23 protein-coding genes are annotated in these 23,481 nt (G+C 73.3%); 8 read left to right on the top strand and 15 right to left on the bottom strand.

All coding sequences use genetic code 11. The annotated features are described in order from the left end of the window. Positions 1–82 precede the first annotated feature (82 nt). The gene (locus tag ABZ635_RS21375) at positions 83–2,218 is read right to left on the bottom strand and encodes a BTAD domain-containing putative transcriptional regulator (RefSeq protein ID WP_357767975.1); all 2,136 of its coding nucleotides are present in this window, start codon (positions 2,216–2,218) and stop codon (positions 83–85) included. A gap of 215 nt (positions 2,219–2,433) precedes the next feature. Here ABZ635_RS21375 and ABZ635_RS21370 point away from each other — a divergent pair, with 215 nt between their 5' ends. Beyond that, positions 2,434–3,312, top strand: coding sequence for an alpha/beta hydrolase (locus tag ABZ635_RS21370; protein WP_357767972.1), 879 nt, complete (start codon positions 2,434–2,436; stop codon positions 3,310–3,312). A 54-nt stretch (positions 3,313–3,366) separates the two neighbouring features. On the opposite strand, the gene ABZ635_RS21365 is transcribed toward ABZ635_RS21370, so the two are convergent. From ABZ635_RS21365 to ABZ635_RS21355, 3 genes are all read right to left on the bottom strand, one after another. Beyond that, positions 3,367–4,185, bottom strand: coding sequence for an ABC transporter ATP-binding protein (locus tag ABZ635_RS21365; protein ID WP_357767970.1), 819 nt, complete (start codon positions 4,183–4,185; stop codon positions 3,367–3,369). A 62-nt stretch (positions 4,186–4,247) separates the two neighbouring features. Next, positions 4,248–5,342, bottom strand: coding sequence for an iron chelate uptake ABC transporter family permease subunit (locus ABZ635_RS21360; RefSeq protein ID WP_357767967.1), 1,095 nt, complete (start codon positions 5,340–5,342; stop codon positions 4,248–4,250). Continuing rightward, positions 5,339–6,373 carry an iron chelate uptake ABC transporter family permease subunit gene (locus ABZ635_RS21355; RefSeq protein WP_357767964.1) on the bottom strand — a complete coding sequence of 345 codons (1,035 nt, stop codon included), beginning with the start codon at positions 6,371–6,373 and terminating at the stop codon, positions 5,339–5,341. The genes ABZ635_RS21360 and ABZ635_RS21355 overlap by 4 nt, the downstream gene beginning before the upstream one ends. A gap of 161 nt (positions 6,374–6,534) precedes the next feature. Here ABZ635_RS21355 and ABZ635_RS21350 point away from each other — a divergent pair, with 161 nt between their 5' ends. Then, a complete protein-coding gene (locus ABZ635_RS21350; protein ID WP_357767961.1) occupies positions 6,535–7,545 on the top strand; it encodes an iron-siderophore ABC transporter substrate-binding protein in 1,011 nt (336 codons plus the stop codon). A 31-nt stretch (positions 7,546–7,576) separates the two neighbouring features. On the opposite strand, the gene ABZ635_RS21345 is transcribed toward ABZ635_RS21350, so the two are convergent. From ABZ635_RS21345 to ABZ635_RS21335, 3 genes are all read right to left on the bottom strand, one after another. Then, positions 7,577–8,344 carry a TSUP family transporter gene (locus tag ABZ635_RS21345; protein WP_357767958.1) on the bottom strand — a complete coding sequence of 256 codons (768 nt, stop codon included), beginning with the start codon at positions 8,342–8,344 and terminating at the stop codon, positions 7,577–7,579. 294 nt (positions 8,345–8,638) lie between these two features. Further along, a complete protein-coding gene (locus ABZ635_RS21340; RefSeq protein WP_357767955.1) occupies positions 8,639–9,283 on the bottom strand; it encodes an alpha/beta hydrolase in 645 nt (214 codons plus the stop codon). Then, positions 9,280–10,230 carry a ring-cleaving dioxygenase gene (locus ABZ635_RS21335; RefSeq protein ID WP_357767952.1) on the bottom strand — a complete coding sequence of 317 codons (951 nt, stop codon included), beginning with the start codon at positions 10,228–10,230 and terminating at the stop codon, positions 9,280–9,282. The genes ABZ635_RS21340 and ABZ635_RS21335 overlap by 4 nt, the downstream gene beginning before the upstream one ends. A 267-nt stretch (positions 10,231–10,497) precedes the next feature. Between ABZ635_RS21335 and ABZ635_RS21330 the strand changes: the two genes are divergently transcribed. Then, positions 10,498–10,701, top strand: a complete 204-nt coding sequence (locus tag ABZ635_RS21330) for a hypothetical protein (RefSeq protein WP_357767949.1) — start codon at positions 10,498–10,500, stop codon at positions 10,699–10,701. A 145-nt stretch (positions 10,702–10,846) separates the two neighbouring features. Here the strand turns inward: ABZ635_RS21330 and ABZ635_RS21325 are convergent, their stop codons facing one another. Next, positions 10,847–11,356 (bottom strand): hypothetical protein, encoded by a 510-nt coding sequence (locus ABZ635_RS21325; RefSeq protein ID WP_357767946.1) that lies wholly within the window; start codon positions 11,354–11,356, stop codon positions 10,847–10,849. Between the two features lie 242 nt (positions 11,357–11,598). Between ABZ635_RS21325 and ABZ635_RS21320 the strand changes: the two genes are divergently transcribed. Together ABZ635_RS21320 and ABZ635_RS21315 are read left to right on the top strand one after the other, a co-directional pair. Next, complete coding sequence (locus tag ABZ635_RS21320; RefSeq protein WP_357767943.1) at positions 11,599–12,153, top strand: hypothetical protein; 555 nt, start codon at positions 11,599–11,601, stop codon at positions 12,151–12,153. Positions 12,154–12,189: 36 nt separating this feature from the next. Then, positions 12,190–12,966: a thioesterase family protein gene (locus ABZ635_RS21315; protein WP_357767940.1), complete on the top strand. Its 777-nt coding sequence runs from the start codon at positions 12,190–12,192 to the stop codon at positions 12,964–12,966. A gap of 40 nt (positions 12,967–13,006) precedes the next feature. On the opposite strand, the gene ABZ635_RS21310 is transcribed toward ABZ635_RS21315, so the two are convergent. Further along, on the bottom strand, positions 13,007–14,233 hold the full coding sequence (locus ABZ635_RS21310; protein ID WP_357767937.1) for an MFS transporter: 1,227 nt from the start codon (positions 14,231–14,233) through the stop codon (positions 13,007–13,009). A 69-nt stretch (positions 14,234–14,302) separates the two neighbouring features. Here ABZ635_RS21310 and ABZ635_RS21305 point away from each other — a divergent pair, with 69 nt between their 5' ends. Together ABZ635_RS21305 and ABZ635_RS21300 are read left to right on the top strand one after the other, a co-directional pair. After that, positions 14,303–15,235 carry a LysR family transcriptional regulator gene (locus ABZ635_RS21305; RefSeq protein ID WP_357767934.1) on the top strand — a complete coding sequence of 311 codons (933 nt, stop codon included), beginning with the start codon at positions 14,303–14,305 and terminating at the stop codon, positions 15,233–15,235. A gap of 139 nt (positions 15,236–15,374) precedes the next feature. After that, positions 15,375–16,154, top strand: coding sequence for an SDR family oxidoreductase (locus tag ABZ635_RS21300; RefSeq protein WP_357767931.1), 780 nt, complete (start codon positions 15,375–15,377; stop codon positions 16,152–16,154). On the opposite strand, the gene ABZ635_RS21295 is transcribed toward ABZ635_RS21300, so the two are convergent. From ABZ635_RS21295 to ABZ635_RS21270, 6 genes are all read right to left on the bottom strand, one after another. Further along, the gene (locus tag ABZ635_RS21295; protein ID WP_357767928.1) at positions 16,151–17,611 is read right to left on the bottom strand and encodes an aldehyde dehydrogenase family protein; all 1,461 of its coding nucleotides are present in this window, start codon (positions 17,609–17,611) and stop codon (positions 16,151–16,153) included. The genes ABZ635_RS21300 and ABZ635_RS21295 overlap by 4 nt on opposite strands. Before the next feature lie 10 nt (positions 17,612–17,621). Continuing rightward, positions 17,622–18,452, bottom strand: coding sequence for an ABC transporter ATP-binding protein (locus ABZ635_RS21290; RefSeq protein WP_357767926.1), 831 nt, complete (start codon positions 18,450–18,452; stop codon positions 17,622–17,624). A gap of 6 nt (positions 18,453–18,458) precedes the next feature. After that, positions 18,459–19,280, bottom strand: coding sequence for an ABC transporter permease (locus ABZ635_RS21285; RefSeq protein ID WP_357767923.1), 822 nt, complete (start codon positions 19,278–19,280; stop codon positions 18,459–18,461). After that, positions 19,277–20,095 (bottom strand): ABC transporter permease, encoded by an 819-nt coding sequence (locus tag ABZ635_RS21280; protein WP_357767920.1) that lies wholly within the window; start codon positions 20,093–20,095, stop codon positions 19,277–19,279. Before ABZ635_RS21280 ends, ABZ635_RS21285 begins: the two co-directional genes overlap by 4 nt. Beyond that, a complete protein-coding gene (locus tag ABZ635_RS21275; protein ID WP_357767918.1) occupies positions 20,092–21,057 on the bottom strand; it encodes an ABC transporter substrate-binding protein in 966 nt (321 codons plus the stop codon). The genes ABZ635_RS21280 and ABZ635_RS21275 overlap by 4 nt, the downstream gene beginning before the upstream one ends. Positions 21,058–21,153: 96 nt before the next feature. Beyond that, complete coding sequence (locus ABZ635_RS21270) at positions 21,154–22,110, bottom strand: ABC transporter substrate-binding protein (RefSeq protein WP_357767916.1); 957 nt, start codon at positions 22,108–22,110, stop codon at positions 21,154–21,156. Positions 22,111–22,447: 337 nt separating this feature from the next. On the opposite strand from ABZ635_RS21270, the gene ABZ635_RS21265 reads away from it, so the two are divergent. Beyond that, complete coding sequence (locus ABZ635_RS21265) at positions 22,448–23,392, top strand: sucrase ferredoxin (RefSeq protein ID WP_357767913.1); 945 nt, start codon at positions 22,448–22,450, stop codon at positions 23,390–23,392. Positions 23,393–23,481: the final 89 nt, after the last annotated feature.

Here is a 23,481-nt window from a genome sequence, read left to right as displayed (position 1 = left end):
GCCCGTCGGGTTCCAGTGAAACCTTCCACGCCCCGGTTGAGGGTTTTGGAGTTGCACCCCCGGGGATGGAATCAAGAAGCCTCTATTGCCTGGAATGTCCGTTCAGGGGGTTCAGGAGGCGCCGGAGTGCCTCCAGGTGGGCGGCGACCGGCCCCAGCGTGAGCCACCCCGTCTGGGCCCCGGCGTCCTCCGCCTCGGCCGGTGCGAGCCCGACCAGCGCCCGGCGCGCAGCGCCGTGGTCGTCCAGGGCCACGGCGGCACGCGCCACCAGCGCCCACCGGGCCTCCAGGAGCAGGTCGCGGGGCGGCTCCGGAACGCGTGCCAGCGCCCGGGCCGCCTCGTCCGGCCGCCCCCGGGCGAGCAGCACGTGCGGCCGGGCCCAGGGCTCGTGCGGACCGTGGTCCGCGGGTTCCGTGGGCGCGGGCAACCCGCGCCGCAGTCGCAGACACAGCAGGGCCAGGGGCTCCAACCCCCGCGTGAGCCCGGGCATACCCGACCCCTCCGCGCGCCCGATCGCGTCGCGCAGAGCGGCCCGGGCGGTGTCGAAGGGGACGCGGTCGTCGGCGGCCGCCCGCAGGGCCCGGTAGCCGTCGACGAAGACCGAGGTCAGCGGGCTCTCGAACCGCTCCCCCAGCTGACGCGCGGCCTCCGCGTGGTGGTCGGCCCCCGCCAGGTCCGCCAGCGCCGCCCTGGACTGCACCCGGACCAGGTGGCCCAGGATACGGAAGGTGGCCAGGTCGTGCCGGGAGGCCAGGGCGATGAGCTCCTCTCCGAGGGCGTCGCGTTCGGGCGCCAGCCCACTGCGCTGGAAGGTCTGCATGTAGCGGGCGTTGAGGGCGAAGGCCAGCAGGGTGGGGTCGCCGAGGCCGCGTGCGAGCCGCTCGGCCTCGGCGGCGGCCTCGGGGCCGCGCGGCCCCCGGGTGCCGCGCGACTCCATAGCGACCGTGGCCGACAGCCGGGCACGGGCGCCCTCGTGGCCGGAGACGGGCAGCGCGGCCAGGGTGCGCTCGGCCGCCGCCACCACCCGAGCCGACCGCTCGGGGTCATCCACCCGGGTCCAGTTGGCGGGAACGTCGTAGGCGCCGATCACGCGGGCGGTCAGGACCGGGTCGCCCAGCTCCTCGGCCGCCTCCACCGCGGCCAGGCGTTGCGCCCGGGAGGCCTGGAGACCCTCGGGACCGGTGACGGCGAGGTCGCGCAGGAGGCCGACGGTGGAGGCGAGCCGCAGCCGCGCGCCGGGAGCGACGGAGCGACGGTAGGTGTCGGCGGCGCGGTTCCACAGCTCGTCGCCGGGAGCCGGTGAGGCCGAGTCGCGGCGCACCTCGTCTGTGGGAGCGGCGTCCCCGCGCGGTCCGCGCTCCCCCGCGTGGTCGGGGTCCACGGGGTGGACCCACCGCCGCGCGCCGAAGGGGCGGGGGTCGGCGTCCCAGGGCAGCACGGTCCGACGCACCTCGTCGGCGTCCAGGTGGTCGGCCTGGCGCAGGACGTCGTGTTCGAGCTGGCGCAGTGCGGGCCCCGGGTCCGCGCCCAACTGCTCGACGAACAGGGCCCGGGCCCTCCTGAGCACCGCCAGGGCGTCCCCCTGGCGTCCGGTCCGGTACAGGGCCAGCGCCAGCAGCCGCCAGGCCTCCTCACGCCAGGGGTGCTCGGTCACGTGGGCGTCCAGGTCGGGGATGGCCTGGTCCGCCCGCCCCAGGTCCAACCGGGCGCGGGCCAGCTGTTCCAGTGCGCCCAGGCGCAGTTCCGCCAGGCGGGCGCGCTCGGCACGGGCCCAGGCCGCCTCCGGGAAGTCGGCGTAGGCGGGGCCGCGCCAGGGCGCCAGAGCGCTGTGGAGGCCGGGCAGGGCCCGCTCGGGCGGCAGGTCGGCCGCTCGGCGCAGGGCCCGTTCGAACTCCCAGGAGTCGACGGTGTCGGGGGCGGCCTCCAGGGCGTAACCGGGCCCACGGGTGGTGAGCAGCGCCGCCGGGGCGCGCGGCGGCCGGTCCGGTTCCAGGGTGCGGCGCAGCGCGGCGACGAAGGTGCGGACGGCACCGGTGGCCCCGCCGGGCGGGGAGCCGTCCCACAGGTCGTCGACGAGCAGGTCGACGGGGACCACCCGCCGACGGGCGACGATCAGGCGGGCCAGGACGGCGCGGTGGCGGGGTCCGCGCAGGGCGAGCTCGGTCCCGGCCCCGTCCCACGCGGTGACCGGCCCCAGTACTCCGAAACGGACCCGCAACGGCGGCCCCCTCCCCCCTGTCGGACGCGTTCTTCGTGGTCAACGTACCTCCTGGTCCCCGGTGGGCCGACTCGTCCTGCCGCGCGCCCCGGCCCGCGCGGGCGTCACGCCCCCGGGACCCGAGCGGGCGCCCCGCAGGCGTCGCGGGGCGCGCTCATCCGTTGCTCATCGGGGGCCGCGAGTCTGGAGTCAACCAACAAGGAAGAGGCGAACACATGGCTCCGGTCATCGAGGGTTTCGAGTACGTGCGGGTGCCGGTGGCGCCCGGGGTGTCGCTCAACGCGGCGGTCGGGGGTTCGGGGCCCGCCCTGGTGCTCCTGCACGGGTTCCCGCAGACCCACCTGATGTGGCGGCACGTGGCCGCCGACCTCGCCGCCGACCACACGGTCATCTGTCCCGACCTGCGCGGCTACGGGGCCAGTGACAAACCCGGGGCGACCGGCCCCGAGGTGTACGCCAAACGCACCATGGGCGCGGACGTGGTGGAGCTGGCCCGGGTGCTGGGCCACGAACGGTTCGCGCTGGCGGGCCACGACCGGGGGGCGCTGGTGGCGATCCGCGCCGGACTCGACCACCCCGACGCCGTCACTCACCTGGCCAGCCTGGACGTGCTGCCGACCCCGGACATGTGGGAGGCCCTGCACGGGGTGCGGGGCGCGGTCGGCTACCACCTGTACCTGATGGCCCAGCCGCCCGGGCTGCCCGAGCGGATGATCGCCGCGTGCGCGGAGGAGTTCTTCGGGTCCTTCCTCGACGCCTGGTCGGCGGACCCCTCGGCGATCCCGCCCGAGGTGCGCCGGGCCTACCTGGAGGCCAGTGCGGGGGCGGTGGACTCGATCGTGGCCGACTACCGGGCCTCGGCCGGCGTCGACCTCGAACACGACGAGGCCGACCGGGCCGCCGGGCGCCGTCTGGAGATGCCCGTGACGGTGCTCCAGCAGGACTGGGGGGCGGCCCTGGGGTACGACGCCGCCGCGCTGTGGGGGGCCTGGGCGAGCGACCTGCGGCACGCCACCGTGGACAGCGGGCACTTCATGGCCGAGCAGGACCCGGCCGGGGTGGTGGCGGAGCTGCGCGGGCTGCTGGAGCGCTGAACGGGAACGCCCCGCCCCGGCCCGCACAGTCGACCGGCCGGGCCGGGGCCCCGCTCATCCCCGTTCGCGGGCCCGGCCCCTGCGGTCGACCGGAACGATCATCGGAGTGTGCGTCTCGGGGTCCGGGATGATCCGCACCGGCAGCCCGAACACCTTCTCCACCAGGTCGGCGGTGACCACCGTGGCGGGGTCGCCCTCGGCGACGATCGCGCCGTCCTTCATGACGATCAGGTGTGTGGCGTAGCGGCAGGCGTGGTTGAGGTCGTGCAGGACCGCCACCAGGGTGTGCCCCCGCTCCGCGTGCAGGTCGGCACACAGGTCGAGCATGTCCATCTGGTGGGCGATGTCCAGGTACGTGGTCGGCTCGTCGAGCAGGAGCAGCGGTGTCTGCTGGGCCAGGACCATGGCCAGCCACACCCGTTGGCGCTGACCGCCGGAGAGCTCGTCCACCGACCGGTCGGCGAGCGCCTCCACCCCGGTGGCTGCCATCGCCTCGGTGACCACCGCCTCGTCCTGGGCCGACCACTGCCGCAGGAAGCTCTGGTGCGGGAACCGGCCCCGGGCCACCAGGTCGGCCACGCCGATCCCGTCCGGGGCGATCGAGGACTGCGGAAGCAGGCCCAGGCGGCGCGCCACCTCCTTGGCCGGATAGGAGCCGATCACCTGCCCGTCCAGGAGCACGTTGCCCTGGGCGGGCCTGAGCGTGCGCGACAGGGCGCGCAGCAGAGTGGACTTGCCGCACGCGTTGGGTCCCACGATGACCGTGAAGGAGTGGTCGGGGATGCGCACGGCCAGGTCGCGGGAGATGACGCGCTGGTCGTAGGACAGGGTGAGGTCCCGTCCCGAGAGGCGGGTGCTGGCGTCGTCGGTCATCGTTCTCTTTCGGGTGGGGCTCTGCGGTGGCTGCTCGGTTCGCGACACGGTGCGCGGGCGGGTCAGGCCCGGCCTCCGCGCCACTCCGTGTAGAGGAGCCAGATGAGGTAGGTGCCGCCGATGACGGCGGTGACGACCCCCACCGGCAGTTGTGTGGGGGCCATCAGGCGTAGGGCGACCAGGTCGGCCACCGACAGCAGGGCGGCGCCCATGAGCGCCGAGCCGACCAGGGTGGTGCCTCCGGTACGGGCCAGGCGCCGGGCCAGCTGGGGCGCGGCCAGGGCCACGAACCCGATCGGGCCCGCCACGGCGATGGCGGCCCCGGTCAGGGCGCTGGCCGCGGCCAGGGCGATGATCTGCGTGGACCGGGCGTCCACGCCCAGTCCGCGTGCGGTGTCCTCACCCAGTTCGAGGAAGCGCAGGCGCTGACCGACGGCGAGGATGACGGGGGCCAGCACGGCCAGGCCGATCCACACGGCGGCCGTCTCCGACCACCCCCGCCCGTTGAGGCTGCCGATCATCCAGATCTGCGCGCCCAGGGCGTCGGTGAGGTCGGCGCGGGTCATGAGGTAGTCGCGGACCGAGGAGAGCATGGCGCTCACACCGATCCCGACCAGGACCAGCCGGTATCCCTGGACCCCGTTCTTCATGGCCAGCAGGTACACCACCGCCGCGGTGACCAGACCGCCCGTGATGGCGCCGAGGGAGACCACGAGGCGGCCGGCGCCCAGCAGGAGGATGGCGGCGACGGCGCCGGTGGCCGCGCCGGAGGTGAACCCGATGATGTCGGGACTGCCAAGTGCGTTGCGGGACAGGCTCTGGAAGACGGCTCCGGCGATCCCGAGCGCGGCACCCACGCCGATGGCGGTCAGGGCCCGGGGAAGCCGCACTCCCTGGACGAAGAACACGTCGAGGCGTTCGCCGTACCCGAGCAGGGCGCCCGGCACGGCCGGGAGCGGGATCTCGTAGTCGCCGACCGCGACGGACACCACCAGGGCCGCCAGGGTGACGGCGACCAGGGCCAGGCCGACCAGGAGGGTGCGCGGGCGTACCAGCAGCGAGACCCGGCCGCCCGGGGTCCGCCAGGCGCGCGCGCCGCGCGGGGTCAGGCGCGCGGGCGCGTCGGCGGGCGGCGGGGGTGTGAGGGTGTCGCTCACAGCTGGGCCATCCTTCTGCTGCGGACCAGGGCGATGAACAGGGGCGCCCCGACGAGTGCGGTGATGATGCCGACCTCCAGTTCGGAGCCGGGGAGGATGACGCGGCCCACGGTGTCGGCGGCGGTGAGCAGGATCGCTCCGAGGACGGCCGCGTAGGGCAGTAGCCAGCGTTGGTCGGGGCCGGTGACCACCCGCGCGGCGTGCGGGATGATCAGGCCCACGAACCAGATGGGTCCGGCGGCGGCGGTGGCGGCGCCGCACAGCAGGATGACCCCCACGGCGGTCCCGGCGCGGATGAGGGGGATGCGGGCGCCCAGGGTGGCGGCCAGGTCGTCGCCGAGCGCCATGGCGTTGAGGGAGGGTCCCAGGGCCAGGGTGACGAGGATTCCCGCGACGAGGAAGGGCGCGATCTGGAGGAAGAGGTCCAGGTCCCGTCCGGTGAGGGAGCCGACCTGCCAGAACCGGATGCGGTCGAAGACGAAGTCGTTGAGGACGATGACACCGTAGATGAGCCCTTGGAGGACGGCGGCCAGGGCGGTTCCGGCCAGGGCCAGTCGTACGGGGGTGGCGCTGGAGCGGCCGCGTGAGCCCAGGGCGTAGACGGCGACGGCGGCGACGGCGGCGCCGAGGAAGGCGGGCCAGACCAGGGCGGAGCCGCTGGCGCCGAAGAGGAAGACGGCCACGACCACGGCCGCCGCGGCCCCGGAGTTGACGCCGAGGATGCCGGGTTCGGCGAGGGGGTTGCGGGTGAGGGCCTGCATGAGGGCTCCGGCCAGGCCGAGGGCGGCACCGACGAAGATCCCGATGACGGTGCGGGGGACGCGCAGGGTGCGGATGACGTCGTGGTCGTAGGAGCCGTCGTAGGCGGTCAGGGCGGCCCACACGTCGGTGGCGGGGATGGGTTTGGCACCGACGGTGATGCTCAGGAGTGCGCACACGGCGAGGACGCCCATGGCGATGATGAGGCCGATGGGGCGCACGATGCGTCTGGTGAGGGTGGGGCGTGTTGGCGCGGGCGCGCGCAGGGCCACGGGTCCCCCGTTCGTCTGGCTGGGCGGTTGATGGGTGTGTTGTGGTGGGGCTCGCCCGTGACGGGACCGGCGGAGCGTCGCGGGGCCGACCCGAATCAGCCGAAACCCACCCGGACAGGTTAGCCTTACCTACATCCTGTTCGCACGGAAGGGTCCCCCAGATGTTCGATCTCACCCGCGTGCCGCGCTCCCTGGGCGTGTTCGCCCTGGCCGGGGCCCTGGCGCTGACGTCCTGCTCCCCCGAGGGCACGGGCTCCGACCCGGGCGCGGGAGGCCCCACCCGGGTGGTCGAGGGGGCCAACGGGGCCGTGGAGATCCCCGCTTCCCCGGAGCGGATCGCCGTCCTGTGGCGTCCCACACTGGCCGCGCTGACCCAGCTGGGACACACGCCGGTCGCGACCATGGGCTCCCCCGGCGATCCCGACCACGGGCTGGCTCCCTTCCTGCCCGAGGGCGTGGACGGCGCCGGTCTCACCCTGGTCACCAGCTCGCCCGTCGAGGACGACGTCAACGTCGAGGAGCTGGCCACCGCGGCTCCCGACCTCATCATCGGGGTGAGCACGCCCAACGGAGGCCAGGCCGAACTGCTGGACACCTTGGAGGCGATCGCCCCCACGGTACTGCTGGAGTGGGAGGGTACCGGTTCCTGGCGCGGTCACCTGGAGGAGGTCGCGCGGGTCCTGGACGCCGAGGACCGGGCACGCGAGGCCGTGGCCGCCTACGACGCCGCCGTCGAGGACGCCCGCGCCGACCTCGCCGGGGCCGGGGTGGACCCGGCCGGGACCGAGCTGTCCCTGGTGCGGTTGCAGAGTGGGACCGAGATCCGGTTGGAGACTCCGGAGTCGTTCCCTGGGCAGGTCGTGGCCGACCTCGGGTTCGCGCGGCCCGAGGGGCAGCTCGCGGGCGAGGGCGGTACCGACTTCGTCCCGCGCGGTTACGAGAACCTGGACCAGGCCGACGGGGACGTCGTGTTCGTCATGGCCGGGTCCGGGTACCCGGACGCACCGGAGACCTTCTCCGACGGGCTCTGGGGTTCCCTGGACGCGGTCGCCGACGGGCGGATCTACCGGGTGGACCACGACTTCTGGGGATCGGCCAACCACCACGGCGCCCACCGGATCATCGGGGACGTCACCGCCGCGCTCACCGGGGAGGCGGAACCGGCCGTGTGAGGGCTCGGCGGCGGGCCCGAGCGGACCGGTCTCAGGCGAAAACGTCCCAGCCCATGCGGGCGAGCAGTGCCAGCACCACGACCAGCAGCACCGCGCGGACGAACCCCGCCCCGCGTCGGAGGGCCATGCGCGCGCCGACCTGGGCCCCCAGGATGGTGCACACGGCCAGTCCGAGTCCGAGGAGCCAGTCCACGTGCCCGCCGAGGGCGAAGACCACCAGGGCGCCGATGTTCGTGCACACGTTGACGATCTTCGCCGAGGCCGAGGCCTGGAGGAAGTCCATGCCGAGCACGGCGGTGAAGGCGATGATCAGGAACACGCCCGTGCCGGGGCCGATGACGCCGTCGTAGAAGCTCACGCCGAGCCCGGCCAGCGCCAGGACCGCCAGGACGCGGTTGCGGGTGCGCAGCGCGGGGTCGGCAGAGGTTCCCATCGCGGGACGGAACACCACCATGAGGGCGACTCCGGCCAGGACCACCATGATCACCGGTTTGAGCACGTCGGCGGTGAGGGCGGTGGCCAGGGCTGCGCCCAGCCCGGAGCCGAGGAGGGCGAGCCCGGCCGTGGGGACGACGACGCGGCGGTCGATGCGCACCTTGCGGGCATAGGCGATGGCGGCCGAGGTGGTGCCGAACACGGCGCCGAGCTTGTTGGTGCCCAGGAGCGTGGCCAGGGGTGTGGTGGGGGCCGCGACCATCAGGGCGGGAAGGAGGAGCAGGCCCCCTCCCCCGACGACGGCGTCGATCCAGCCCGCGGCGACGGCGGCGAGCAGCAGCAGCGCGAGGACCTCGGGGTCCATCACCGGAGCCGTGTGGTGTGCGAGGGGATCATGGGGTGTCTTTCCGTGACGGTGAACGGGGCGCGAGCCAATGTAGCGACCGTTGTGTACCGCTTCGTCACGGGACCGGGGCAGTGATCCCCTTACATCTGGCGAGGTGGGTGAGGGTGTGGGTCGTGGCGAAGGAGGAATCGGGAGGCCTTTACGACGTAGATTCACTGCCGGGCCAAGAGAGGCGGTGACACCCGGGGCCAGGGGGTGTCACCGCCTCTCGACGAGGGCCCGAGGGACGGACCCCCGCGTCCGGGGCCCGGCTCAGAACTCCGCGCGGGAGAACCAGTCCTGGGCACCGGCCAGCACCTCGGGGGTCAGCTGGTGTCCTCCCGGGTGCTCGTGGACCACGACGTCAGCGCCACGCTCCCCCAGCTGGGAGGCGAGCAGGCGCGCCTGGCCGACGGGGGTGATCGGGTCGGCCGCGCCGTTGCCCAGGAACACCCGCGTGCCCGAGAGGTCCACCGGAGCGGGCTCGCGCCCCTGGAGCGGGGCTCCGCCCGCGAACAGGGCCGCGCCCACGAACAGTCCGGGATTGAGCAGCAACAGGCCCGCGCCCGTGTTGGCCCCGTTCGAGAAGCCGCTCACGACGATCCGCTCCGGGTCGAGGTCGTAGGCGGCGGTCGCGGCCTCGACGAACCCGGCCAGCTCCGCGGTGCGCTCGATGAGGTCCTCGACGTCGAAGACCCCCTCGCGCAGCCTCCGGAACCAGCGGTTCATGCCGTTCTCGTCGACCTTGCCGCGCGGGGACAACAGTGCCGACCCCGGAGCCAGGGCACGGCCCAGGGGCAGCAGGTCGCGCTCGTCCGCGCCCGTCCCGTGCAGCAGGAGAAGCGCCGGGGTGTCCGGGACGGTGGCCGGCTCGAAGACGTGGACGAAGTCCTCCACCGAGGTCGCGGGCGGGGTCACCGGTCGACCTCCACGCGCGGCAGGCGGGCGGCGATCCGCTCGTGGTCGGGTTCCAGCCAGGGCGGCAGCCGCAGCGAACGGCCCAGCTCCAACAGCGGTTCGTCGTAGTCGAACCCCGGGCCGTCGGTGGCGATCTCCAACAGGACCCCGCCGGGTTCACGGAAGTAGATCGAGGTGAAGTACGTACGGTCGCGGATCTCGGTCACCCCCACGCCGTCGTCCTCCAACCGCTGGCGCCAGGCCTCCTGCACGGGAGTGTCCGGGGCCCGGTAGGCCACGTGGTGCACCGTTCCGGCGGCGACCACGCCGCGCTCCGCGCGGGGATCGGCCAGCACGTCGACGATGGTGCCGACCCCGTCACCGGTGTCGTTGGTCCGGAACCGCATCCGGTTCCCGTCCTCGCTGTGCAGGTGGAAGCCGAGCTGGTCACCGAGCATCAGGGCGGTGGCGTCCGCGTCGTGCTCGGTGAGGGTCACGGCGCGGATGCCCCGGATCGCGTGCTCGACGGGAACCGCTCCCCCGTCCCAGGGGTCGGTGTCGTGGTGGTCGGCGCTGGCGGCCAGCTCGATCACCAGCCCGTCGGGGTCGCGCAGGGTCAGCACGTCCTCCTCGCCGCGTTCGGCGGGGCGGGAGGCGGGCACGTCCAGAGCGGCCAGGTGCTCGGCCCACCAGCCCAGGGAACCCTCGGGGACGGAGAAGGTCGTGGTGGTGGCCTGCCCCGCTCCGATCGTGCCCCGGGGCGCGTCGGGCCAGGGGAAGAAGGTCATGATGGTGCCGGGGTTGCCCGCGCGGTCGCCGTAGTAGAAGTGGTAGGTCTGCGGGGCGTCGAAGTTGACCGTCCGCTTCACCATGCGCATACCCAGCGCGTTCAGGTAGAAGTCGGCGTTGGCCTGGGGGGCGCTCGCGATCGCGGTCACGTGGTGGATACCCGAGGGACGCACGTCCATGTCCTTCACCCTTCCTCGTCCGGCCGAACAAGTTGAATCTTAAACTATCTGCCGACCGCTGTCTCCCCTACCTCCCCGGCGAAGAAGGACCCGCCGCCCAAGGCGGCGCAAAGAAAGGGCGCACGATCCCGGAGGGGCCCCGGCGTACCGGCCCCGGACGGTCCGCCGACGGTGGGGCACTCCCGCCCAACACACGGATGTGGCGCATACCGTGACGTTCCTCGGCCGCCCTTCCCCGGCCCCGTGGTCCACGGTTACGGTGTCCCCATGAGCACGAGCGACCCCACCCGCATCCTCCCCTCAGGGATCTGCCGCCGCGGCCATCACGAGTGGCGCCACGACCCGCCGGGTGGGCAGCGCCTGGTGTGCGCGCGCTGCAAGTCCATGAGCATGAACAACTTCGCCACCGCGTGCCGCGCCGACTGCGCGGACTGCGGCCGAACGGCGGTGCGCGAGGTCGGCGCTCAGTAGTTCCGGGACCGGATGGCCACGCAGTTCGAGCACTGCTCGGTCCCGCTGTTGGGCCCCGGGACCCACTGGTGGTCGCACGTCGGCATGGCTCCTCCTCGGTTCGCGGCGCGACCTACCCCCTTTCGGGCGTTCGACGCGCCCCGCGTCAGTAGGCCGCGATGACCATCGTCTCGCGCAGCACCGGGCCCGAGACCAGCCGGTCGCACACCGTACGCCAGCCGGACCCCCGGTCGACCGGGACGTGGCCCTCCGGCGGGCGGAACCCGCCGTCGAGCATCCGGTCCAGCTCGGAGGCGGTGAACCCGGCGAACTCCCGGATGCGCAGGATCGGCATCGCGTACCCGGTGCGGTTCCTGCCCTTGGCCAGGTAGTCGAGCACGGGCGCCCCGTCGCCCGGGTGCTCCCGCTCCGCGAGCCGCGCGATCTCCTGCGGCGAGCCCTCGACCGCCCGGCCCAGGTCGATCACCGCGCACAGGCGGCTCTCGGGGGCGGCGAGGTAGACGAACCACTGGGTGGGGGCGCCGGTGACGTAGCGGCGCCGGTACTCGTGCGACTTCTGGCCGTTCCACATCCGCTGGTACCACTGGTCGTCCAGACTCATCACCACCGGCACGGGGGTGAGCTCGGGAAGTCCGAACAACGACTCGTGGTTCATCGGCTACCTCGTGATCGCGGGAACAGGTGGGGCCACAGTAGCCACTCGGCTTCACGGCCCGCAGGCGCTTGGCCAAGTTCACACCCGTCGGGGCCGGCCGCGCCCCCTCGGCTCACTCCTCCCGGCGGGGCGTCCCACCCAACGGGCCGTTTACCTCCTAGGACGACCGCCCTCCTGGAACAATCCCCGTTGGAGGTCCGTCATCGCTCCGCCCAGGAGCCCGTCGACCGAAGGGAGCACACGTGAGCACGGTGTGGGAGCGCTGTCTGTGCGTTGTCGGTTTCGTCGCCGCGGCGGCCGCGGCCGTCCTGGTTCCGATCATGAGATTCGATTTCCGGAGCCAGGGGGAGGCCGGGGTCGAGGACGTGAGCATCGGCAGACTGATCGAGGCCGCGACGCACACCCCCCAGGGCTGGGGCTACGCCACTCCGGGGACCGGCCTCTCCTTCTTCGTCCTGTTCGCGCTGTTCGCCGCGGCCTGGTCGGCGGGGGTGCGCAGCTTCGCGTGGGCCGCCGGGTGGGGGCTGGTGGCCCTCGCGACCACGGTGTTCGTCGGCTACGGCACACCCGCCACGTTGGAAGGACGCATGCGGGAGTTCCGCGGCCCTGACGCGCCCCTGGACATCCCGCCGCACCTGTTTCCGGAGTTCGGGGTCCTTGCGGGTCACCTGTGGACGGTCGCCGCGGTGATGGCCCTGCCCGTGGCCCTGTGCGTCTGGCGGCACCTGGCGACGAGGAGCACGGACCCCTCTCCGGAGGACCTCGGTGGAGGGCAGGTGCGGGCGGGTGGGGCATGATGCCCGGGTCAGGCACCCGTCGTACAGGAGATCACCTTGGGACAGAACGCGTACTTCGTTCGGGCGGGCACCGACCGCTACCTGCCCACCGAACACGTCAGCGGCGCCTGGAACACCGCCGAACAGCACTTCAGCCCCCTGGGCGGTCTGGTGACCCACGTCATCGAGGCCCACTCCGAGGAGAGGGGCCTGCTGCTGTCGTGGATCTCCTTCGACATCCTGGGCCGGCTTCCCATGACGGAGTGCCGCACCGAGGTGGAGGTCCTGCGGCCCGGGCGCACCATCGAGCTCGTGGAGGCCCGTGTGTACGCCGGGGAGCGCGCACTGGTGCGGGCGCGGGCCTGGCTGCTGATGCCCGGGGACACCCGGGCGGTGGCGGGGGGCGCCACCGAACCGCTCCCCTCGCCGGAGGGGCTCGCGACCCGGACGATGGGTGACCTGTGGCCGGGCGGCTACATCGCCTCGCTGGACGTACGACCGGTCGGGGCACCCGAACGGGGCCGGGGCACCGCCTGGCTGACCACGGACGTGGCGCTGGTCGAGGGCGAGCGGGCGGGACCGGTGGCGTCCTACCTCGCCCTGGTGGACACGGCCAACGGCGTCGCCGTGCGCCAGTCCCCCACCGAGTGGATGTTCCCGAACGTGGATCTCACGGTGCACCTGCACCGGCGTCCGCGGGGCCCGTGGGTGGGCCTGGACACCCGGGTGGTGTTCGGGCCCACGGGCCTGGGGCTGACCAGCACGGTGCTGCACGACCGGCTGGGCGAGGTCGGGACGGCCGAGCAGTGCCTCACGGTGCGGCCGTTGGGGTGAGTCCCCGGTTCGGGTGGCCTGACCTGGTCCGGCGCGCGGCTCAGGCGGGGGCGGGCAGGCGGCGCAGGCGCAGGGCGATCAGCCCCGCGAGCACGGTCAGGGTGAGGGCCAGGGCCACGGTGCCGTTCCACCCGACCGCGTCGTAGACGACGCCGCCGAGCCAGCCGAAGAGGCTGGCTCCCAGGTAGTAGGCGAGGGTGTAGACGGCGGCGGCCTGGGCCCGGCCGCCGACCGCGTGCGAGCCCACCCAGGCGGAGGCCGTGGCGTGGGCGCAGAAGAACGCGAAGGTCAGCAGGAGCAGCGCCACCAGCAGGAGCAGGACCGTGGTGGTGAACAGCCCGCCCAGGCCGACGAGGAGGAGCAGTGTGGCGGTGGTGAGGACCCCGTACCGCCCCCAGCGCTGGGTGGCCGACCCCGCCAGCGCCGATCCGACCATGCCCGCCGTGTAGGAGAGGAACAGCAGGGAGGCGACCGCCTGGGAGAGGCCGAAGGGCGGGTCGGTGAGGCGGAAGCCGAGGACGTTGTAGACGGCCATGAACGCGCCCATGAGCAGGAGGGCCTGGGCGTACATGGGCACGAGCCCTCGAGTGGTCAGGGCGGCTCTGAGCCGCCCGCGGGGACGCTCGCCCCGCCCCGCGGGACGCGTGCGCCCGGTGGGCTTCTGGCGGGGCAGGACCAGGACGAACACCAGGAGGGCGGCCAACCCGAGGAGGGTGTTGGCGGCGACCCCCCACTGCCAGCCGCCGTGTTCGGCGGCGAATCCGGCGAGGAGGCGTCCGCCCATGCCGCCGAGCGGGTTACCGGCGATGTAGAGGCCGGTGGCCTTGGCGGCGTCGCGGGGGTGGATCTCCTCGGCGAGGTAGGCCACGGCGGCGGCGGAGACCCCGCCGAGGGCGGCGCCCTGGAGGGTGCGCAGGAGCAGGAGGGCCCACAGGTCGGTGGAGAAGGGGACGGCGGCGCCCAGGAGCGTGGCCAGCAGCAGGGACAGCGCGATGACGCGGGCGCGGCCGACGCGGTCGGAGACACCGCTCCAGACCAGGGTGAACCCGGCCAGGCCGCCGGTGGACAGGGAGACGGCCAGGGCCGCCTGGCCTGCGGAGGTGCCGAAGCCGGAGGCGATGGCGGGCAGGATCGGCTGGACCGACCACAGTTGGGCGAAGGTGGCCACGGCTGCCGCCACCAGGGCGATGACCGTGCGCCGGTAGGCGGCCGTGCCCGCGCGGGGGCGCGGGTCCAGATGGGTGGGGGAACTACTGGTCACGGTCATGGCTCAACGCTAGGAAGCCCGCTTTCATACGTCCAATGCATGATTTCACGTTGTTGCATACTGATACGTATGAATGACCCGGATGTGGAGGCGTTGACCCGGTCGTTGGCGCCCCGGCTGCGGATGATCCAGGCCGTCGCCCGGACCGAGCACGTCACCCAGGCGGCCGAGGCGTTGAACATGCCCCAACCCACGCTGAGCAGGGCTTTGGCCCGCTTGCAGGAGGAGCTGGGGATGGCGTTGGTGGAGCGCACCGGGCGGGGTGTGCGGCTGACCCGGGCCGGTCGGCTGCTGCTGCCCCACGTGGAGCGCGCGCTGGACGACCTGCGCCAGGGGGTGGCCGAACTCACGGGCGCGGAGGAGGGCCGGGTGGCGCTGACCTTCCTGCCCACGTTGGGGGTGGAGGTAGTGCCGGTGCTGCTGCGGGGGTTTCGGGCCGAGCACCCGGGGGTGCGGTTCGCCCTCACCCAGGAGGCGTGGGCGGAGTCGCTGCGCCGGGTGGCCTCGGGCGGGGCGGATCTGGCGCTGACCTCGCCGCTCCCCTCGGGGCCGGGGCTGGTCTCCGCGGTGCTGCACACCCAGTCGTTGCGGTTGGTGGTGCCGGAGAGCCACGGTCTGGCGGGCGCGGGGCCGGTGTCGCTGGCCGAGGTGCGCGACGAGTTCATCCTGCTCAAGCCGGGGCGCGGGGTGCGGCACCTGACGGACCGTCTCGGCGACCGGGCGGGGTTCACGCCCCGGGTGGCCTTCGAGGCCGACGACATCGCGACGGCGCGGGGGCTGGTGGCGGCGGGGCTGGGGGTGTCCGTGCTCCCCGCCCGCCCCAGGGGCGCCCTCGGTGGAACGGTGGAACTGGCGATCAGCGACGGCGCCGCCGAGCGGCCGGTGGGCGTGGTCTGGCCGGAGGAGGGGTCGGGAGGCGGTTACGTGCCCCCGGCGGTGGCGTTGTTCCGTGACTACGTGCGCCGGGTGGGGCCGAGGGTGATCCCGGACCTCACGGGGTGAGGGCTCGGCGTCCTCAGATCGTGCCGTGCCCGCGCCGTGGGTGGGTCCGGGCCGGGTCTTGGCCGCCCCGGGCCGAAGCGGGTCCCCCGGTGGGGAAAACCCGTTGTGGGGAGGGCGTGGCGGCACCAGTATGGGCGCCATGAACGCACACCGCGACACCTCACCGAACCGTCCGGTCGCACTGGTGACGGGGGTGGGCCGCACCGTGGGGATCGGGGCGGCCGTCGCACGGCGCCTGGCCGGCTCGGGCTGGGACGTGGCCCGCACCCAGTGGACGCCCTACGACGACCGGATGCCCTGGGGCGTGGAGGACGGTGCCGCGGACGCGGTGGGCGCCGAACTGACGGCTCGCGGCGCCGCCACGGTCGCGATCGAGGCCGACCTGGCCGACCCCGAGGCGCCCGCGCGGGTCCTCGACGAGGTCGAACGAAGGCTGGGACCGGTACGGGCCCTGGTCATGTGCCACTGCGAGTCGGTGGACTCGGGGCTGCTGGACACCACCGTGGAGAGCTTCGACCGTCACTTCGCCGTGAACGCCCGTGCCTCCTGGCTGCTGGTCCGCGAGTTCGGGCGGCGCTTCCAGGGTGAGCACGGAAGCGGTCGGATCATCGCCCTGACCAGCGACCACGTGGTGGGCAACCTGCCCTATGGGGCGAGCAAGGGCGCCCTGGACCGGATCGTGCTGGCCTCCGCGCGCGAGCTCGCCGACAGGGGCGTGACCGCGAACGTCGTCAACCCGGGTCCGGTGGACACCGGATGGATGCCCGACCAGGTGCGCGAGGAGTGCGCCGCGCACACGCCGCTGGGGAGGCTGGGCACCCCGGGCGACACCGCGCACCTGGTCGACTTCCTGTGTTCGGCGCAGGGCGGCTGGGTCAACGGCCAGCTCCTGCGCAGCGACGGCGGGATCTCCTCCTAGAAGGGGTAGCGGGCGGGGTCGGCCTGCATGGTGATCCACTGGGTCTCGGTGAAGGCCTCCAGGTTGGCGCGGGTGCCGCCGAAGCGCGAGCCGGTCCCGGAGGACCCGACCCCGCCGAAGGGCGCCACGGCCTCGTCGTCCACGGTCTGGTCGTTGATGTGCACGATCCCGGTGGGGATGCGGTCGGCGATCTCCATGCCGCGCATCGGGTTGGTGGTGACCACCCCCAGGGACAGCCCGTACTCGGTGGAGTTGGCCAGGTCCACCAGTTCGTCGACGGTGGAGAAGCGCACCACCGGGGCGACCGGGCCGAACACCTCGTCGGCGTAGGCGGGGGTGTCCGGGCGTACCCGGTCCAGGACGGTGGGCCGGTAGAACAGGTCCTCGTAGGTGCCGCCCGCCCGCAGCCGGGCTCCGGCCTCGACGCTGCTGGTGACCAGGTGGTGGATCTTGTCGCGCTGGGCGGCGTCGATGATCGGCCCCAGGGCGGCGCCGTCCTCCTCCGTGCTGCCCACCGCCAGGGCGTCCGCCTTGGCGGCGAGGCGCTCCACGTAGGCGTCGGCGATCGACTCGTGCACCAGGTGGCGGCCGGTGGTCATGCAGATCTGGCCCTGGTGCAGGAAGGAGCCCCAGGCGCCGATGGAGGCGGCGTGCTCCACGTCGGCGTCCTCCAGGACGACCAGCGGCGAGTTGCCGCCCAGCTCCAGGTGGGCGCGCTTGAGGTGGCGGGCGGCGGCCTCCCCCACCCGGCGTCCGGCGGGGGTGGAGCCGGTGAAGGAGATGACGCGCACGTGCGGGTCGGCCACCAGCGCCTCGCCCGCCTCGACGCCGCCGGGCAACACCTGGAACACGCCCTCGGGGACGCCCGCCAGGCGGAAGACCTCGGCCAGGACGGCTCCACCGCACACGGCGGTGCGGGGGTCGGGCTTGAGGATGACGGCGTTGCCCAGCGCCAGTGCGGGGGCGACCGAGCGGATGCCCAGGATGAGGGGGACGTTGAAGGGGGCGATGACGCCGACCACGCCCGCCGGGACCTGTCGGGAGAAGCTGAGGCGGGGCTTGCCGGTGCGCAGGATCTCCCCGTGGGGCTGGGAGGCCAGTGCGGCCGCCTCGAAGCACTCCCCGGAGGCAACGTGCACCTGGAACCCGGCCATCCCGGCGGCCGCGCCGCCCTCGCGGCGCAGCCACCCGATGATCTCCTCCTCGTGGGCCTCCAGGAGGTCCCCGGCGCGGCGCAGCACGGCGGCGCGCCGCTCGTAGGAGGTGGCGGCCCAGGCGCGCTGGGCCGCGGCCGCGCGTGCGGCGGCCTCCCGCACGTCCTCGGCGTCGGCGATGCCGGTGCGGCCGAGGACGGTGCCGCTGGAGGGCGAGACGACCTCGGCGTCCCCGCCCCGGGCCGGGGTCCACGCCCCGGTGAAGACGGCGGAGGTGTACTCCTCGGCGGTGAGTAGGCTCATGGTGGGCTCCCTACGGGTGACGGTCGGTGGTCGGGGCGGTGCCGCGTTTGGCGTGCTGGATCTGGGCGTAGACGCGGGCGCGCAGGTCGGTGAAGCGTTCGTCCTGGCGGGTGGTGAGCTGGTCGCGTTCCACGGGCAGGTCCACGGTGATGTCGTCCTGGACCACGGTGGGCGAGTTGGACAGCACCAGGACGCGTTCGCCGAGGTAGACGGCCTCGTCGATGTCGTGGGTGACGAACAGGACGGTGACGCCCAGGCGCTGCCAGATCTGGCGGACCAGGTCCTCCAGATCGGCACGGGTCTGGGCGTCCACGGCCGCGAAGGGTTCGTCCATGAGCAGCACCTGGGGTTCGTAGGCGATGGCGCGGGCGATGGCCACGCGCTGCTGCATGCCGCCGGAGAGCTGCCAGGGGTAGGAGTCGGCGAAGGCGGTGAGGCCGACCGCCTCCAGGGACTCCTCGACGAGCGCGGTGCGCCGCGCCTTGGGCAGTTTCTTCTCCTTGAGCGGGAGTTCGACGTTGTCGCGCACGCTCATCCACGCGAACAGGCTGCGGCCGTACTCCTGGAAGACGACGGCCATGCCGGGCGGCGGGGCCAGCACGGGCTGGTCGGCCAGCTCCACGGTTCCGCTGGTGGGGGCCATGAGCCCGGCGATGCACTTGAGGAGTGTGGTCTTGCCGCAGCCGGAGGGGCCCACGAGGCAGACCAGTTCCCCCTCGGCGAGTTCGAAGGTGAGGTCGCGGACGGCCTCCACGGCCGACGCTCCCCCGTTGTAGATCTTCTGTAGGCCGGTGACCTTCAGCATGGCGGGGCGTTCTCCCTGGTGGTCGCGGTGGTGCATGGTGGCTCACTCCCCCCGGTTGGCCGCGCGCAGGCCGCGGTACCAGCCCAGGACGCGCCCTTCGACGAACTCGAACACGGACGAGAGCAGGAATCCGATGACGCCGAGCAGGACCATCCCGGCCCACATCTCGGGGATGGCGAAGGTGCGCTGGAACTGCACGATGGCGAAGCCCAGGCCGCTGGAACTGGCGAACATCTCGCTGATCACCATGAGGATGATGGCCAGGGCGAGGGCCAGGCGCAGTCCCGCCATGATCTGCGGGCTCGCCGAGCGCAGCACCAGGACCCGCAGCCGGGTCGGGCCGGAGAGGCCGTAGCAGCGCGCGGTGTCGGCGAGCACGGGGTCCACGGCGCGCACGCCCTCCACGGTGTTGAGCAGGACCGGCCACACGCAGCCGAAGACGATGACCATGATCTTCATGGAGTCGTCGATACCGGCGAGCATGATCATGAGCGGGACGAGCACGGGCGGCGGGATGGCGCGCAGGAACTCCAGGACGGGTTCGACGGTGGCGCGCACGCGCGCGTCGAGGCCGAGGACGATTCCCAGCCCGACGCCGATCACGGCGGCGAGCGCGAACCCGACGAGGAGTCGGCCCAGGCTGGGCAGCACGTCCACGAAGAAGCGTTCGGAGAACCACAGTTCGGCGAAGGCCGAGGCGATGGCGGCGGGGGTGGGCGTGTAGAAGCTCGCGCCGGGCTGGGCGGTGACGGCCCAGTACACGCCGACGATGACGGTGGGCAGCGCGAGCACGTGCAGCAGGCGCAGTGCGTAGCCGGGGGTCGCGGGCCTGCGGCGGGCGGGCGCGGGTGCGGGCTGACTCATGCTGCGGCCTCCCCGCGGACGGACGTGTGCCAGCGCAGGACGCGGCGTTCCAGGGCGCGCACACCGGTGTTGATGACCACGCCGAGGAGGCCGGTGGCGACGATCCAGGCGTAGACGAGGGCGACGGCGCCGCCCTGTTGGGCGTTGGTGATCTGGTCCCCGATGCCGGGGGAGCCGATGATCAGCTGGGCGGTGATGGACAGGATGAGCCCGACGGCCGCGGCCAGGCGGAGGCCGGTCATGAGGTAGGGCAGGGTGGTGGGCCACACGACGTGGCGGATGCGGGCCAGGCGCCCCAGACCGTAGGAGCGCGCGGTCTGTTCGGCGACCGGGTCCACGTCGGCGACTCCGTAGAGCACCTGGATGTAGATCAGCCAGAAGCAGGCGTAGACGACCAGGAGCAGGGTGGAGCGGATGTCGGTGCCGTACATGAGGACGGCGAGCGGGATGAGCGCCACCGAGGGGATGGGGCGTAGGAAGTCCACCGTGGAGGTCGTGAAGGCGCGCAGCCGCGGTGTGGAACCGAGGGCGAAGCCGAGCAGGACGGCGGCGGCCAGGGCGATGGCCAGGCCCAGGGCCCATCCGTACAGGGTGTGGCCGACCGCCTCCCAGAAGGGGGCGGTGGTGGCGCGCCCGGCCAGGGTGGCCAGGACCTCGGAGACGGGTGGGAAGTAGCGTTCGGGCACCGCGCCGAGGCGGGGGGCCAGTTCCCACAGGGTCAGCAGGCCGGCGATGCCCAGGGCGCCCAGGAGGGGGCGGCGGGGCGCGGCGCGTCGGGCCGCGCCCCGGGGCGGGGCGGTCCGTGTGGTGGTCATCGGATCAGTGAGTCCAGGTCGGGGTCGGCGTCGACGATGCCGTCGGTGACCATCAGGTCGGCGAGGGTCTCCAGGGCGTCGCGGTCGATCTCGGCGCGAAAGCGCGGCCAGCGCAGCTGGTCGAACAGGGCCGGGTCGATCTCGGTGTAGGCGGTGAGGTTCTGGGCGGTCTCCTCGGGGTTGTCGGACGCGAACGCCAGGGACTCGTTCATGGCCTCGGTGAAGGCGTCCACGGTGTCGGGGTCGCTCCCGATGAGGTCGTCGGAGGTGAAGTAGGTGGCGATGGACAGTTCGGGGTGCAGGTCGACGAAGTTGCCGGCGATCTCGGTGGCGCCCTGTTCGAGGGCGATGGTGAGGAAGGGTTCGACGACCCAGGCGGCGTCGACCTGGCCGTTGTCCAGGGCACCGGGCATGTCGGGGAAGGCGAGTTCGATGAAGTCGAGGTCGGCGGGGTCGCCGCCCGCCACGCGCACGGAGTTGCGGACCGAGGTGTCGCCGATGTTGTTGAGGTTGTCGATGGCCACGGTGGCGCCGTCCAGGTCGGCCGCGCTGGTGACGTCGCTGTCGGCTCCGACGACCAGGGCGCTGTAGTCCGTGGCGGCGTCACCGGTGGTGGTCATGCCGTTGGCGACCACGGTCAGCGGGAGTCCCTGTTCGCGGGCGATGATCAGGGAGGCGACGTTGCCGAAGGCGAAGTCGAGTTCGCCGCTGACGACGCGGGGGACGGTGGTGGCGCCGCCCCCGCCGGTCTCGATGGTCACGTCCAGGCCGCGCTCCTCGAAGAAGCCCTGTTCGACGCCGAGGTAGAGCGGGGCGACCGCGGTGATCGGCAGGACGCCCACGGTGACGGGGGTGAGGCCGTCCTCGGTGGTGTCGGTTCCGGTGGAACCGCAGGCGGTGGCGGTCAGGGTCAGCGCGGCCACGGCGGCGAGGACGCCCGGTCCGGTCTTCTTGGCGGTCATGTGGTCACTCCTGGGGACGGGCGGGGTCAGGGTGGGAGGCGGGAGGTGGGGCGGGGATGGCGGGAGCGGGGGCGCGGGGGCGGGGGCGGGGGGCGGTCAGCGCAGGAGGCCGTCGAGGTCGGGGGCCTCGTCCACGAGTCCGTCGGTGACCATGAGGTCGGCGAGGGTGCGCACGGACTCCTCGTGGATCTCCTCGGGGAAGCGGGGCAGGGCCATGCGCTCGATGAGGGAGGGGTCGATCTCGGTGTAGTCGGCCAGGATGCGGCGGACCTCGTCGGGGTTGGCGTCGGCGTAGGCCAGGGACTCGTGGAGGGCCGCGGTGACGTCCTCGAAGAGGTCGGGGTCCTCGGCGATCCGGGTTTCGGAGGTGAAGTAGGCGGCGACGGACAGGTCGGGGTGGGTGTCGACGAAGTTGGAGGCGATCTCGCGGTGGCCCGCCTCGCGGATGGTGGAGGCGAAGGGTTCCACCGCCCAGACGGCGTCGATCTGGCCGGTCTCCAGCGCGGCGGGCATGTCCGGGAAGGGCAGTTCGACGAAGTCGACCTCGGCGGGGTCGCCTCCGGCCGCGCGCACGGACTGGCGGACGGTGGTGTCGCCGATGTTGTTGAGGTTATTGGCGGCCACGGTCAGGCCCTCCAGGTCGGCCGCGCCGGTGACGTCGCTGTCGGAGAGGACGAACACGCCGCCGAAGTCGGCCCCCTGTTCACCGGCGCTGGTGACGCCGTTGCTGAGCGCGGTCAGGGGGAGGCCCTGTTCACGGGCGATGACGAGCGAGACGATGTTGCTGAAGGCGAAGTCGAACTCGCCGCTGATCACGCCGGGGACGACCGCGGCCCCGCCGGAGCCGGACTCCAGCCGCAGGTCGATGCCGCGGTCCTCGAAGAAGCCCTGTTCGACGCCCAGGTACACGGGGGCGACGTCGACGATCGGGATCACCCCGGCGGTGACGGTGGTCAGACCGTCGGCGTCGTCGGCGGTCGGGGTGCCGCCGCAGGCCGTGGCGGCCAGCAGGGCGGCCGTCGCGGCGAGGGCGGCCGGGGTGGGACGACGCATCGCAACTCCAACTGTGAGGGGTGGGGGCGCGGCCACCCACGTTTGTACGCCTAGCGAACATGTGTTCTGAAAGTGAACATAGGTGATCCGCATCACCGGGTCAAGGTGTGACCGGGGCACATTTGGGACACGTGAACAGCGAAGGGTCGGATGACCACGCCTGGTCAGGACCTCTTCCCGGGGAAACCCCGGGGCGCGCGGGGGCCGCCGTCGACCCGACCCGCACGGGCCGAACGGGGTAGGGTAGCCTAACCAAACCGCCACACGGCCGAGGGTGACGCCCCTGCCGGCCCTTCGTGTGCGCGCGGCAGTGAGCCCCATCCGATTGGACGGACCCGTGCGTCTTCCCACCACCCCCGACGGCCGACGCGGCTGTTCGGCCCTGGCCCGCCACACCGACGAACAGATCGCGGGCACCGCGGGCCGCACCGGCGGATGGCTGCTGATCGAGCACGACGGCCCCTGGCGCAACCCGGCCTTCGCCAGCGAGGGCCTCGACCGCGCGGTCGTCTCCGAACTGTCCCGGCGCATCGCCGGACGCGACGTACGGCCCCAGCTCATCAAGCGGCCCGGGACCCGCGAACGGCGCACCCGCGACGACCGCCCGCTGCGCGCCTACCTCGTCCACACCAGCCGGGCCCGGCCCTGGGTGCGCCGGATCGACTTCCACGACCTCGCCGAGCTGCTGGACGTCGACGTCACCGCGGCCGAACGCCCCGAGCCGCCCGCCTTCGGCAGTCCCGTGGACCACACCCTCTACCTGGTGTGCACCCACGCCAAGAAGGACCCCTGCTGCGCCATGCTGGGCCGTCCCGTCGCCGCCGCGCTGGCCGGAGGCGAGGCCGAGGTCTGGGAGACCACCCACGTGGGCGGCGACCGCTTCGCCGCCAACCTCGTGGCCCTGCCCCAGGGCGTCTACTTCGGCCGCCTCACACCCGAGTCGGCCCAGGACACCGTGGCCGCCCTCGAGCGCGGACTGGTGCTCCCGGAGAACTACCGGGGCCGCTGCACCGACTCCTCCCCCGCCCAGGCCGCCGAGGCCGCGCTGCGTTCCCGGTTGGGCGTCCCCGTGGGCGTCGACGCACTCGCCCACCTGGCCGAGGAGGAGACCGAGCGCGGGGCCCGGGTGCTCCTGGGCCACGACGGAGGCCTGTACTCGGTGTCGGTGGAGACCGAGGAGGGCACCGAGTGCCCCAGCACGTGTTCGGCGCTCTCCCCCACCCGGCCGGTCTTCCACCGGGTGCGCCACATCAGCGGGGTCCTGGGCACCGCACCGGCCTGACCCCGGTAACGCGAAGGGGGGTGGGGACCGTCTGGTCACGTGCGCTTCCTCCAGTCGATCGCCGCCCGGGGGCTCCCCCTCGTCGTGGG

The sequence above is a fragment of the Nocardiopsis sp. NPDC007018 genome (assembly GCF_040635075.1).
Classification (GTDB): domain Bacteria; phylum Actinomycetota; class Actinomycetes; order Streptosporangiales; family Streptosporangiaceae; genus Nocardiopsis.
Note: the sequence above shows the minus strand (reverse complement) of the source record. Positions and strands in the feature narration are given on the sequence as shown.